At 43.6% G+C, this 14227-nt stretch carries 9 protein-coding genes; 5 read left to right on the top strand and 4 right to left on the bottom strand.

The window, feature by feature from the left end:
- Positions 1-49: 49 nt before the first annotated feature.
- Positions 50-1249, bottom strand: coding sequence for a glycoside hydrolase family 5 protein (locus IJJ71_RS10410; RefSeq protein ID WP_296846850.1), 1200 nt, complete (start codon positions 1247-1249; stop codon positions 50-52).
- Between the two features lie 209 nt (positions 1250-1458).
- Between IJJ71_RS10410 and IJJ71_RS10405 the strand changes: the two genes are divergently transcribed.
- The gene (locus tag IJJ71_RS10405) at positions 1459-4800 is read left to right on the top strand and encodes a hypothetical protein (protein WP_296846849.1); all 3342 of its coding nucleotides are present in this window, start codon (positions 1459-1461) and stop codon (positions 4798-4800) included.
- Between the two features lie 11 nt (positions 4801-4811).
- On the opposite strand, the gene IJJ71_RS10400 is transcribed toward IJJ71_RS10405, so the two are convergent.
- On the bottom strand, positions 4812-5570 hold the full coding sequence (locus IJJ71_RS10400; RefSeq protein WP_296846847.1) for a helix-turn-helix transcriptional regulator: 759 nt from the start codon (positions 5568-5570) through the stop codon (positions 4812-4814).
- Positions 5571-5790: 220 nt separating this feature from the next.
- On the opposite strand from IJJ71_RS10400, the gene IJJ71_RS10395 reads away from it, so the two are divergent.
- The 4 genes from IJJ71_RS10395 to IJJ71_RS10380 are packed head-to-tail and all read left to right on the top strand — an operon-like array spanning position 5791 to position 10230.
- Positions 5791-7125 (top strand): carbohydrate ABC transporter substrate-binding protein, encoded by a 1335-nt coding sequence (locus IJJ71_RS10395; RefSeq protein WP_296846846.1) that lies wholly within the window; start codon positions 5791-5793, stop codon positions 7123-7125.
- A gap of 35 nt (positions 7126-7160) precedes the next feature.
- A complete protein-coding gene (locus IJJ71_RS10390; protein WP_296846845.1) occupies positions 7161-8108 on the top strand; it encodes a carbohydrate ABC transporter permease in 948 nt (315 codons plus the stop codon).
- 1 nt (position 8109) lies between these two features.
- Complete coding sequence (locus IJJ71_RS10385; RefSeq protein WP_296846844.1) at positions 8110-8955, top strand: carbohydrate ABC transporter permease; 846 nt, start codon at positions 8110-8112, stop codon at positions 8953-8955.
- Positions 8956-8976: 21 nt separating this feature from the next.
- Positions 8977-10230 (top strand): hexokinase family protein, encoded by a 1254-nt coding sequence (locus tag IJJ71_RS10380; RefSeq protein WP_296846842.1) that lies wholly within the window; start codon positions 8977-8979, stop codon positions 10228-10230.
- Positions 10231-10279: 49 nt separating this feature from the next.
- Here the strand turns inward: IJJ71_RS10380 and IJJ71_RS10375 are convergent, their stop codons facing one another.
- Both IJJ71_RS10375 and IJJ71_RS10370 read right to left on the bottom strand, forming a co-directional pair.
- Positions 10280-11467, bottom strand: coding sequence for a glycoside hydrolase family 5 protein (locus IJJ71_RS10375; protein WP_296846840.1), 1188 nt, complete (start codon positions 11465-11467; stop codon positions 10280-10282).
- A gap of 167 nt (positions 11468-11634) precedes the next feature.
- Positions 11635-13914: a carbohydrate binding domain-containing protein gene (locus IJJ71_RS10370; RefSeq protein WP_296846838.1), complete on the bottom strand. Its 2280-nt coding sequence runs from the start codon at positions 13912-13914 to the stop codon at positions 11635-11637.
- Between the last annotated feature and the right edge of the window lie 313 nt (positions 13915-14227).

Genomic DNA, 14227 nt, shown 5'->3' with positions numbered 1-14227 from the left:
GCTTGTTTTTGCTTTTCTTTTCCAAATATAAACCTTTTTCTTTTGGCGTTTATTCCCCGGAATTCTTTACAATCGCTTCGATAATTTCTGGGAAGAACCATGTTCTTTCCTTTCTGTTGAAGAATCCGAATTTTTCCTCGAAAGTGTTTTTTGCGTTCGGGTCGCCGTTATCCCAAAGACAGCAGACCATTTTGTACTTGTGAGATTCACCAACGAAATATTCAAACCATTTTACGCGCTCTTCAAGATTGTTTTTGTTGGTCGCGCCAAATTCTCCGATAATCACAGGAATTCCCTTTGAGACAAAACGATCATTCAGCCAAGAAAAATTATACGCAAGTTCATTCTGATGTTTTTCCATAAAAACCGTTTCGCCAGGATTTTCCATCGCAAAAGAATACGGTGAATACAGGTGAACAGAAATCAAAAGCTTTCCATTAGCAGAATCCTCCGGCAGCTTCCAAGATTCATCCGCTTGGTAAGAATTTATTGATGCCGCAAGACCTGTCACCATCACAAATCGTTTTGCATTGTTCTTGCCCGAAGCACGGATTGTATTGAGCGCAAGCTGATTGAGCTTGTTAAGATTTTTTGCGCCATCCTTGCAGACCGTGCAGCCCTGATTGTACCACCACTCATGGTCATGCCCGCGAAGACGAGGCTCATTCAAAACCTCAAAAATAAGATGCTCGTCGTAGCCCTTGTTGAATGCCACGCAAATCTGAGCCCAGACATTCCTTACAAAAAACATCGATTCGTTGTAGTTCAAAGAGCTTGGATAATAGCCCTTCCCTTTCGGCATCAGCCCTTCCCTCTCGTAATTGTCATGATGGTCATTCAAAATAACATAAAGTCCGTCCGAAACAGCCCAGTCAACAATCTGCTTAACGCGGGCCATCCATGCCGGATCAATAGTATAATTCGAATCAACAAGATGGTTCGCCCAGCTTGTAGGAATTCGAATCGTCTTGAATCCGGCAGCAGCAATTGCATCAATCATTTCTTTTGTCGTCTCAGGCTGTCCCCAGCTCTGCTCAGAAGCAAGCCCTGTTTTGCCGTTTGCATCCAGAGTGTTGCCCAAATTCCAACCGCACTTCATTTTTTCAGCAAGTTCCAGAGCAGTACATTCATTGAACTGAACAGATTTTTTATCCTTTACGGCACCCTTTGAGCTGAAATTATACTTTTCGCCCGCAAACGCCGAGAGTGATAATATAGAAAGAAAAACAAGAATCAAACATTTTTTCATAAAAATGCCCCCTTTTAAAAACACATTTATTTCATTTATACAATCGTTCCCGCCATAACCATAGCAAAAATTTTGAAAAAATATCTTTTTTTTGCGATTTATTAAAAATTGAATTAGAATAATTCTTTGATATAATTTTAATATTTTTGATAGTTTTTTTCAAAATTTCAAGGCAATAATTTACAAAAGTAAGTGGCACGGAGGATAAAATGAAAAAAAGTGTTTCCGGAACTCCAGTTTTTCTGGACGGTGAAGAATTTTACAAAATCGAAAACTTTGATGCGATGGAAGATTTTTTCATGACCATCACAAGTTCCAGCGATGTATGGAATTTCTGCTGGGCGCAGGGAGGAATTACAGCAGGACGAAAAAACTGTGACCACCCGATTTTCCCATATTACACATGCGACAAAATTCAGGACATAAAAGGCACGACCGGCTCCATCACGATAATCAAAATCAAAAGCGAAGGAAAAAGAGGCATTATCTGGCAGCCGTTTGAAAATCTTTTCAGCACAGGAATCGGCCGGTACAACGAAGAAATCGGCATTCAGCGGAACCTTTACAAAAATCTCAACGGAAGCAAAATCTGGTTTGAGGAAATCAATCTTCTCGCAGGAATTTCCTTCCGATACGGCTGGACTTCAAGCGCAAAATTCGGACTCGTAAAATGCTGCCGAATCGAAAATCTCACTGACAAAAGAATCACGCTGAAAATTCTTGACGGATGCCGCAACATCCTGCCGTCATCATGCGACAGCAACATCCAGAACAACAAAAGCGTTCTTCTCGACGCATACAAAAAGACTGAAATCGAGCCAGTCTCAAACACAGCCCTTTTCACGCTCTCATCAATCGTAACTGACAAGGCCGAGCCGAGCGAATCTTTAAAAACAAATGTCTGCTGGTTCACCACGAACGACCCGATCATTCTTTCCGAGGACTCAATCGAAATGTTCCTCTCAGGCAAATCGGATTTCCTTCAGGCACAAAAAAAGGAACTCAACGGAAAGCGCGGGCAATGCTTCATCATCCACCAGAGCGAGCTTCACGGAAAAAGCGCGGAATGTTGGGAGCAGGTTTTTGATGTTGATTACGATGTTTCAAAGCTCATGGAACTCAAATCCCAAATTGAAAACCGCGAAAACGCATGGAAACTTCTCGCCGAGGATATAAAAGCGACTGACTTGGCACTCAATGAAAAAATTGCTGAGGCGGACGGCGTTCAGACATCAGGAAATGCGATTTCCGACCTTCACCACCGCACAAACGTCATGTTCAACATCATGCGAGGCGGAATTTTCGCAGACGAAGGCAAAATCAGGCTGAGCGACTTCGTAAATTTCGCAAAAAACCGCAACAAGGAAGCAGGGGCACAAATCGAATCGCTCATAAACGGCTCAAACCTCGCTTCAAAAGATTCTGTCAGCCGAAACGAGCTTAAAGAACTTGTTTTTAGCAACGGCGACACTCAGCTCAAACGAATGTTCCTCGAATATCTCCCGCTCACATTCTCACGCAGGCACGGAGACCCAAGCCGACCGTGGAACCGCTTCAACATCGACCTGATTGCACAGGACGGCTCAGAAAAAATCAGCTACGAGGGCAACTGGCGCGACATTTTCCAGAACTGGGAAGCACTTCTCTGGTCTTATCCGGAATATGCCGTAAATGTATGCTCAGTCTTCCTCAACACAATGACCATCGAAGGCTACAATCCGTACCGAATCAGCCGCGAAGGTTTGGACTGGGAAGTTCCGGAAGAAGGAAACCCGTGGGCGCAGTTCGGATTCTGGGGCGACCATCAGGTAATTTACCTCCAGAAAATCCTTGAATTCCTCGCAAAATACAACAAGAAGGAACTTCTCTCGCTGATGAACGAAAAAGTCTTCTCAACGGCGAACATTCCTTACAGAATCAAGAGCTACGAAGAGATTCTCAAAGATCCGCGGAATTCAATCAGATTTGACTACGATTTGGACAAAAAACTCCGCGAAAAAGAAATAAATTTCGGAACTGACGCACGCTGCCTGCTCGGAAAGGACTCAAAGCTTCTCCTCACGACAATGGCGACAAAAATCACGCAGCTCATCCTCGCAAAAATGCTCAACCACATCCCGGAAGCAGGAATCTGGATGAACATGCAGCGTCCAGAGTGGAATGATGCGAACAACGCGCTTGCAGGCTGGGGAACTTCCGTCGTAACGATGTGTTACCTCGCCCGAATGATTTCCTTCCTCATCAAACTTTTTGAAGATTCAGACGGAACTTTTGAAATCAACAAAACCGTAGCGAAAACCCTTCAAAAAACGGTTGAAATTTACAAGAATTTTAGCTCAAGAACCAGCGAAGGAATCACAAACAAAGAAAGAAAAATTTTCACTGACGAAATCGGACTGCTTTTCGAAAAAGAACGCACGAGCCTCTACAAAAACGGCTTCTCTGAGGATTACGAGCAGCTTTCTGCCCGAAAAATCATACAAAGCCTCAAAGTTTTTGAAGAAGCCCTTAAAAAATCAATTGAAGCAAACAAACGCTCTGACGGACTCTTCCATTCATACAACTCAGTCGTTGTCTCAGAAGAAGAAATCAACATCGTCAACCTCAAGCTCATGCTCGAAGGCCAGGTTGCCGCACTCAGCTGCGCGGTTCTCAACAAAAACGAGAAAAAGCTGGTCCTGGAAAAAATGCACGGAAGCGACCTGTTCGAGGAAAACCAACATTCTTACATGCTCTACCCTAACACTCCTCTTCCGACATTCATGGAGAAAAACGCATTCAAAACGACAGATTTGCGCGGCCTTGAGGACTTCTTAAAACGAACAGGAAATTCAATCATTCTCCGGGATTTGGGCGGAACATACCACTTCAACGCGGAATTCCGAAACGCCGAATGTCTCGAAAAGGCAATTGATTCACTTTCCGATGAGAAAAAGCCTAACAAATATGAAAAAGAAGCACTGCTCAAGCTCTACGAAAAGATTTTCAATCACCAGAGCTTCACCGGCCGTTCAGGAACTTTCTACGCTTACGAAGGACTTGGCTGCATTTACTGGCACATGGTCTCAAAACTCCTGCTCGCCGTTCAGGAAAACATCGTAAATTCCAAAGATCCGTTCATCTCATTCTACAAGGATGTCAAAAAAGGTCTTGGAAGCAGCAAAACGCCACAGGAATACGGAGCATTCCCGTTCGACCCATACTCGCACACGCCTTTCAAACAGGGCGCAAGACAGCCGGGCATGACAGGACAAGTAAAAGAAGAAATCATCTGCCGCTGGCGTGAACTCGGACTCGACATCGATGACGGAAAAGCCGTGTTCAACCCGACATATCTTGAAAAAAAGGATTTCACCGACAGCAATCAGATTCACTTTACCTGGTGCGGAACAAAAATTACCTACACTCAGGGCAAGGAGAAAAATCTGACTGTAATCATGAAGGACGGAAAAACGCTCAGTTTTAAAGGCAGCATCCTTCCAGAAGAAGAAAGCCGCCTCCTGTTCTCAAGAAGCGGAGAAATTTCTGAAATTCAGGCGACCGTAAGCTGATTCAAGGCTTTCTAGTCGTCTTTTGGGCTTGCGCTTTTGGATAATTTCGAGCGGAAGTGAACTTCCCGGAATTTCTTGGGCGTAACCCCGCAGAACTTACGGAAAACGCTGATAAAATAGCTTTCCGTGCTGAACTGCATGTAGTTTGAAATATCAGTGATGGAATAATCAGTGAACAACAGAAGATTTTTCGCAGCCTCGATCTTCTTTTTCTGGATGTACTGGGCGATTGTAATTCCTACCTCAGAATGAAAAAGTTTTGATATGTAGGAACTGCTGACCCCGGAAACTTCGGCAAGATCCTCAAGGGAAATCTTCTCATGGAGATTGTCATAAATGTAATCAATACACTGGGAAACCGGCTTTGAGTACAACCGACGCCTTTTGCAGGCCTGCATTCGCTTGACATAAGCCTCGCAAAGCTCCTCATGGATTTTACGGATGCTGTCCTCGTCACCGCATACATCGATTTTTCTGATGTAAATGTCGCTGAGATTATAGGCAGCCTCCATTTCAAGTCCGGCCTCGATTACATACCGCGTAATCATGGCCACCGTAATTATAAGATGATACTTTAAATTGCGGAGAGGATTTTCGCTCAGTTTTCCAAAGCCCTCGACATTGAACGGTATGAAAAGGCGTTTCATCTCCTCCATATCGCCATTGCCGATGCTTTGATAAAAAGCCATTTCCCGATCATAAGAAATATGCTTTATGAGATATTCGCGATTCTTGAATTCAACCTTTGCGAGTTCGTCCTGTATTCCCATTTATGACATCCCCAGAAAATTGATATCTTATTATATAATAAGATTACCCTGTTGAATACTGAAAAAATCCCAAAATATTGATATTTTTTACAAAATTTTTATATTTTTATACCCGATTGACCCTTAGACTTTATCACGAAAAGGTTGTAGTATAAGAGTATCAGGGTTATAATAAAATATATTATATAACGAAAAGTCATACTAAAAGGAGGAAAAAAGTATGAAAAAAATCGTTGTTGCCGCAATGGCACTCGCTTCTCTCGTTGCTCTCAACGGATGTAAAGAGAAAAAGGCAGAAGCACCAGCAGCTGCACCAAAAGCTGGAAAAGTTTTGAACATTTATGTTTGGAACGAAGAATTCCAGGAGCGTTTTAACAACTACTACGCTAAAAAACTTCCTGCTGATGTAAAAGTCAACTGGGTCATGACACCAAACCAGGGCAGTGCTTATCAGGACAAGCTTGATGAAGCACTCATGCGCCAGGATTCTGTTCCAACAGACGAGAAAATCGACTTGTTCCTTGTTGAGGCTGACTACGCACTCAAATATGTTGACACAGACTTCACTCTCGATGTAATCAACGACATCGGCCTCTCACAGCAGGACATCAAAAATCAGTACAAATATACAAAAGACATCATGACTGATTCAAAAGGCAACCTCAAAGGTCTTACTTGGCAGGCTTGTCCGGGCGGATTCATCTATCGCCGCTCAATCGCAAAAGATGTTCTCGGCACAGATGATCCAGTAAAAGTAGGCGAGGCTCTCGCAGACTGGAGCAAATTCAACGCTGTTGCAGCAGATGCAAAAAAGAAGGGCTACTTCATGCTTTCTGGCTATGATGATGCATTCCGCGTATTCAGCGACAACATGAAACAGCCATGGGTTGTAAACAACAAAATCGTTATTGATCCACAGATCAACGCTTGGATCGAGCAGACAAAGAACTTCACATCAAACGGCTACAACAACAAAGCCTCACTTTGGTCACCAGAAAGCTCACAGGGCATGGGTGCAAAAGGAAAAGTATTCGGATACTTCGGACCAGCATGGTTCATCGACTTCGTTATGGCTCCAAGCTCTTTGAACGATGCAAACGCACCTAAAGAACTCGGTAACGGTTCTTACGGTGACTGGGCATTCTGTAAAGGTCCACAGGGTTTCTCTTGGGGTGGCACTTGGATTTGTGGTGCTAAAGGCTCAGACAACATCGAAATCATCCGTGATGTCCTCAAAACTCTTACATGTGACTCAACTGTAATGACAGCAATCGCAAAAGAAAAGGGTGACTTCACAAACAATGTTCCAGCTATGGAAGCAGTTGCAACAAGCGACTACAAGAACCCATTCCTCGGCGGACAGAACCACATCAAATTCTTCCTTGATTCTGCTACAAGCATCGATAAGAGCTGCATCACACAGTACGATCAGGGTATGTCAGAGAAGATTCAGGCTTCAATGAAAGACTACTTCGACGGAAAGGTAACTCTCGACCAGGCATGGGATAACTTCTATCGCTCAGTCATCGAGATGTACCCTAACTTGAGCAAATAATTAATCTGAAATCAGAGAGGATTAAGAGGATTACTATGAACGACACAACAAAAACTAAAGCCGAAAAAAAAGGCAAAGGTTATGATTTTAACAGATGGGGATATTTTTTCATTGCGCCATTCTTTATCGTTTTTACGATATTCTCGCTAATCCCTCTGATTTCAACTTTTGCGAACAGCTTTTTTGAAAACTATCGCGTAGGTTTGCAGCAGATTGGTCCTAAATTCATCGGTCTTAAAAACTTCGTCGAGGTTTTCAAAAGCGATATGCCTCGCTACATTGGAAACACATTCATTCTTTGGATCGTAGGATTCATTCCGCAGATTGGTGTATCACTTCTTCTTTCAGTATGGTTCACCAGCACGGATTTAAGAATCAAAGGACAGCAGTTCTTCAAAACAGTCATCTACATGCCTAACTTGATCATGGCATCTGCTTTCGCAATGTTGTTCTTCACAATTTTCTCGGACAACGGTCCGGCAAACAGCATTTTAATCAAACTGGGATTCGCAGAGGAGAACATCCGCTTCCTTAGCTCACAGAGCTGGACACGCGGCCTTGTCGCTACGATGAACTTCCTTATGTGGTACGGAAATACAACCATCATGCTCATGGCGGGCATCATGGGAATCGACGACAGCATCTTTGAGGCAGCAAAAATCGACGGTGCTAATCCGGTTCAGGTATTCTTCCGAATTACAATGCCGATGCTCATGCCAATCTTCATTTATGTTTTGATTACAAGCCTTATCGGCGGTATTCAGATGTTCGATGTACCGCAGATTTTGACAAACGGCGAAGGTAATCCTAACCGAACAAGCATGACCCTCATCATGTACCTCAACAAACATTTGTTCAGCAAAAACTACGGTATGGCAGGTGCGGTTTCTGTAATCACATTCTTCCTTACAAGTATCTTCAGCTTCAGCATTTACTCTATGACAATGAAAAAATACAAGAACATGACCGGAGGACGAAAATAAAATGGTTACTACAAAATCAACATTTTTAAAACGAAACCTTTGCTATATTTTCCTTGTCGCATTGACCATTGCATCTTTGTTCCCGTTCTTCATTCTTTTGGTCAACTCAACACGAAATCACGCGCAGATTCAGCGAGGATTCTCTGCCCTCTTCGGCACATCTTTCTTCGCGAATCTCTCAAATCTTCTTAAAAATGAAAACACACCGGTTGTCCGAGCACTGTTCAACAGCGTTTATGTATCGTTCATGTCTGCTCTTCTCACTACATACTTCTCGGCAATGACTGCTTATGGCATCTATATGTACAATTTCAAGGGAAAGGCTTCTGCATTCAAGCTTATCCTTGCAATCATGATGATTCCGACACAGGTTTCATCACTTGGTTTCATCCAGTTGCTCATCAAAATCAAGATGATTGATACTCTCCCTGCCCTCTTCATTCCGTCAATCGCAGCTCCAGTCGTATTCTTCTACATGTATCAGGCAATGACAGCAACCCTCTCTTACTCAATCGTAGAGGCTGCCCGAATCGACGGATGCCCGGAATTCCGAATCTTCAACACAATCGTTATTCCGCTCATGAAGCCGGCAATCGCAGTTCAGGCAATCTTCGCTTTCGTAAGCTCATGGAACAACTACTTCATCCCTGCTTTGGTAATCAACAGCAAGCTCAAAAAGACAATTCCGATTCTTATCGCACAGCTCCGAAGCGCGGACTACCAGAAGTTCGATATGGGTCAGGTATACATGGTTATTTGTCTGGCAATCATTCCGCTTGTAATCGTATACATGTTCCTTTCACGAAATATTATCCGTGGCGTATCTGTGGGTGCTGTAAAAGAATAAAAAGTGTGATACATTATGAGCATGGAAGTAAAAAATTTTTTTGAAAAACACGGATTTTATACCGATTTGGACTTATCATCGCTCACAAAAGATTTCTTGCAGGACATGGACAATGGTCTTTCCGGCAAGAAGTCTTTCCAGGACATGATAAAAACTTATATTGACCCGTCTTCAATCGCGATGCGTGAAAAATCAGTAATCGTAATTGATGCGGGCGGAACAAATTTCCGTTCTTCACTTGTCACATTCGCAAACGACGGCTCTTTCACAGTGTCTCAGTTTGAAAAGACAAGAATGCCAGGAACCGAAGGCGAACTCAGCAAAAAAGATTTCTTTGCTAAAATCGCAAGCAACATCAGCCGATTCAAGGACTGCTGTGACGAAATCTGTTTCTGCTTCTCTTACGCCATGACAATCACCGAGGACAAAGACGGCATTCTCGACAACTTCTCAAAAGAAGTAAAAGCTCCAGAGGTCGTCGGAAGCCACATCGGTGCCGAACTTAAAAATGCCCTCAAAGAACAGGGCTGGACAAAAATCCCTCAGGTCATCTTGCTCAACGACACAGCTTCTGCCCTTCTTGCAGGAACAGGCAGCACGAGCAAAAAATACTCTTCTTACATCGGATTCATCCTCGGAACAGGCCTCAACGCAGCATTCGTTCAGCCTGCAAAAGCCGAGTACAACACAACAAAGAATCAGATTATCGTTTGTGAGAGCGCAAAATTCGGTGGATTCAAAAACTCAGAATTCGACATCAACCTCGACAAAAAAAGCGTGGCTCCAGGTGTTGCGCCTTACGAAAAACTCTGCTCTGGAGCATATCTCGGCCCACTCGCGCTCGAAACAATCCAGATTGCAGCAAAAGAAGGCTTATTCTCTACCGAGCTTTCCGAAGAAATCGCTTCAAAAGAGGCACTTTCTTTGATTGAGGTCAATGACTTCCTTTCAAACGGCAAGGCTTTGTTCTCAAAAGCCACAAAAGAAGATTCAGAAGTTCTCTTTGAGATTTTCGACACTCTCGTAGACCGCATGGCAAAACTTGCGGCAGTAATTCTCGCAGCCTGCATCACTCAATGTGAGGGTGGCAAAGAAGAAAGCAGCCCGATTTGCGTAGCTTGCAACGGAACTACATTCTTCAAGACTTACAAAGTCATCGAGCGAACAAAAGCATACCTTGCAAAAATCCTCGAAGGCAAAAAAGTCTACTACGATATGCTTCCAGAAGAAGTTGACATCACTCGCGGAACAGCAATGGCAGCATTCACAAACTAAAACAAAATCCTTACAAAAAAACGGTGGTTTACAAAGCCACCGTTTTTTTTTATCTAACCATCAAATCAACTAATTCAGGATAATACCAGGTCAAATCTTTTCTGTTGAACCAGCCGTGGCGTTCTCCGGCATCATCTCCGTTCGGCCACACGACCATGTTATCCCAAAGAATCACTGGAATACCCAAAGCTTTGGCTTTTGCATAATAGTATTCAACCCATTTTTTGCGCTCTGCGGTGTTGTTTTTGTCGCTTGCGCTCGCCTCCCCCATCACTACAGGGATTCCTTTTGAGACATAATCTGTTCCAAGCGAGCTGAAAAGGTAATCGATTGAACCTTTGTGAGATGAATTGAAAACCGTAACGCTCATGTCTTTCATGCAGAATTCATAAGGATTGTAGGCATGAACAGAAACAATCAGCTTTCCGCTCGCAGAATCAGAAGGCAAAGACCAGCCGTTTCTCATGTCAGGATTTGCGGCATAAGGCGGAACCATCACATAACGGCTCGCATTTTTGCCGCCAGTCGCTCGGATTGTGTCCAGCGCAGCCTTTTCATACTCCATAATGATTTTGTTTGCGGCCGCGACCTTTGAGTCGTATCCGTTTGTACTCCATTCGTAAGATTTTCCGATACAGCGAGGCTCATTCAGCACTTCAAAAACCAGATTTTCATCATAATTTTTGAAATACGAAGCGACTTGATTCCACACGGCTTTTATATATGAAATCGACCGAGTTTTGAGCGGGGAATTTGCATCTTCCGGCACACAGAATCCGTAAGTCGACGACATCTGCGCCTCGCTCAAATTATCATGGTGAATGTTGATGATTACAGTCAGACCAGAATTAATCGACCAGTCAACGACCTTCTTGACGCGAGCCAGCCATTCACTGTCAATCGTATAATTCAAGTCCGTGATATGATTATGCCAGCTCACAGGTATCCGGATTGTCTTGAATCCTTTTGCACTGATAGCCTTAATCATCACCTGAGTGGTCCCCGGCATTCCCCAGCTTGTTTCCGTCGAAAGCCCCAAATTGTTTTTGGTTTCATTAGTATAGGCATCCAGCGTGTTACCTAAATTCCAGCCGTTACCCAATTTCAGTTTTTTAACAATCTCAGTTTCCATAAACACCCCGGAAGCATTTTCTTCTTTCTTTTCAAAATCACCGCTGCAAGAAACAAAAAGAAGCCCAATCATAGCAAAAAACAGGATTCTCGCCAATTTCTTCATAACCAAATCCTATAAGTTTATAAGTCAAAAAATCCCTGCACGGATGCAGGGAAACAGCAAAGAGAGAAAATTCAAACGGCAAACTTAACGATATTTGCCGTGTTTGCCGTTAGGTGAACAGAATTTTCTCGTAGAACCAAAAATTACAGGAGGTAATTTTTGGTTCATTACTTCTTCTTTTGGATTTCCTCGACAACAATCGAGTCAATCGTTACAGTGTGCGGCTGCGTAATCACTTTGTTAGAAACCGCGCCCATCGAAATCGTGAAGATTACATTCGGGTCAGTGTCCATACCCATCGTGAACTGCCAGCTGTAATCCTTGTATTCCTTTCCGACATTGAATTTGAGCGTATTTGAATACGGATACCAGTTGTCATCCTTTGAACCATCGCGCTGCATTGCAAGCATGATTGTTCGGTCAAGATCAGATTTTGCGCGCAAGCTGATTTTGTACATCTTGCCCTTCTCAAGAAGACATCCGTTCTGTTTGAGCTGAATCATCCAGTCCAAGCTTCCAGTATTGTCAATCTTTACGCGGGCTTCTTTCTCAACAACCTCACATTTTGCGCTTGCAGCTTCGTTTGCGTACAATTCCCAGCCGCTCATTCCAGTGTCAAAACCGCCGTTGATTACAACGCAGTTTTCTTTGACATAAACATTGTCTACGAAAACAGTCGCGCCGTCCGTACCCAAAAGAAGCTCGAAATCAATTTCCTTATCAGAAGTCGGTGTGTAAACCCACTCAAAATGTCCCGGAATCAGAGCCTTTGTCTTTGAATCAGTTTTTGCAGCCATAACACGGATTTTCTGCTCAACTTCTCCGTATTTCACGATGATGTTAGTTGTTTTTGAAGAATAAGCATCGAATTTCACAACATAGTTTGTGCCCTTGTCGAGCTGAATTCCAGTCTGTTTGAGAACGACATCCTCAGCCTTTGCCTTTTTCGGCGAAACAACCTTGAGCATTCTCGCGCGGTCTTTTGTAACGCTGATTTCAGCATTTGCCTTGTTGTCAATCTGCCAGCTGCCCAAACGAGCCTTTCCTTCCTGGAACTGGCCGTTCAAGATGTAGTTTCCGTCAGGCAAGCATTTTTTTCCGAAGCTCAAATCAACTTCACCGATTTTTTCAAGACGGATATTAGTGATGTAAACATTTGCAGTCGAGCCTTGCGCACCACAGTTGTATTCAAGACGACATTCCGGGTCAGAATCAGCAATCATGTTGAACTCGTAGCTGAAATGCTGTTTCTGAGTGGTCAATTTGACTTTCTCATCGCCAAATCTTCGCTCGTAGCTGTTATTCGGAGCCGTGATACCAGTGATAATCGTGCGGTTCTCGTCAGCCCAAGCATCGAATGAATATCGGTAGCGGAATCCCTGATTGAGCGGAACTTTTGCCTGAACATACTGAACAGAATATTCAAGAGAACCAGCGTTCGTTGACTTGATTGTGTGCATTTTTCCGTCAGTATCAACAGAACCAGCACCGCCGCCAGCAGTCATGAATTCCCACGCGCTTTTCTGAGTAGAAACCATGTTTCCAGAAGAGTCAGTCTTTGCGACGACAGGAGCCTTAGCCGGCTTCTCGACATTCTCGTTGTATTCTTTTTTTTGATAAACCTTCACATAATCGACGAACATTTTTGCATCGTCTTTTTTCGGATCAAAATCAGTAGTGTCATCAGGATAGCCGACCCAAGAACCGCCGACAGCGACATTGAAAATGATATAGAAAGGCTGGTCAAAAGGAGCCGGGAAAGTCTGTTCGCCAAAACCAGGCTTTTTTGTGAACCAGTCATTTGCGGTCTTGTAGTTTACGCCGTCACAGTACCAGCGGATTTCACCAGGCTCCCACTCAACAGCAAAAGTGTGGAATTCATCGGCAAAATTACCGTTATCAAGAATTTTCGTGCCCTGAACCATACCATGCGGCTCACCAAAGTGAAGAGTTCCGTAAAGCTTGTTAGTTTCCTGCCCCATGACTTCCATGATGTCAATCTCACCACATTTCGGCCACTGACCATAGAAGCTTTCGTCATCAGGCATCATCCAGAATGCCGGCAAGAATCCCATGCCCTTCGTAACCTTAAGGCGAGCCTCAAAACGGCCGTAAGTGTAAGCATGTTTTCCCTGAGTGTTGATTCGTCCAGAAGTATATGTCACGGTGCCGTCTTTTTTCTCAGTCTTAATCGCCTGAATTACAAGGCAGCCGTCTTTAAGATAAGTATTCTTTTTTGAGTCGTCATAAGACTGCAATTCCGCGTTTACCCAGCCCGGCTCATGGAATTCAAAATTCCAGTCCTTCATGTTGAGTTTTTTTCCATTAAAATCATCCTGCCACACCAAGTCCTTTTCGGTGTAAGCAGAAGGCTTTCCCTGACCAAAACCGGCCGCAGCACAAGCAAGAAGCGCAGCAGAAGTCAATAAGATTTTTGAAACTTTCATATTTTTCCTCCAAAACTAATTCTAAAGCCAATTCGTCAAAAAAATATCGATATTATGCCGGAAATGTTAAAATCGGGCACAAAAAGCTTCGAAAATTTTATAGGGGCAATCAACTTGCTGCGGCTGTTCCGCGGCTCAGTCACCCTCGGCCGCTTCCCTCGCTAACGCTCAGTCCAGTGGCTGGCTCCGCCACCGCTCCATAGCCGTGCCCGACTCTCCGTGATACAAACATTTTTCTTGCACTTTTCTGACTTTTTTCAATTTATGCTGCCAAAAATCGAATTTCTCCTGCTATTAATATATGCAGGCCAAG

Source organism: Treponema sp. (genome assembly GCF_017430385.1).
Lineage (GTDB): Bacteria > Spirochaetota > Spirochaetia > Treponematales > Treponemataceae > Treponema_D.
This window is presented reverse-complemented; position numbering and strand designations above follow the sequence as displayed.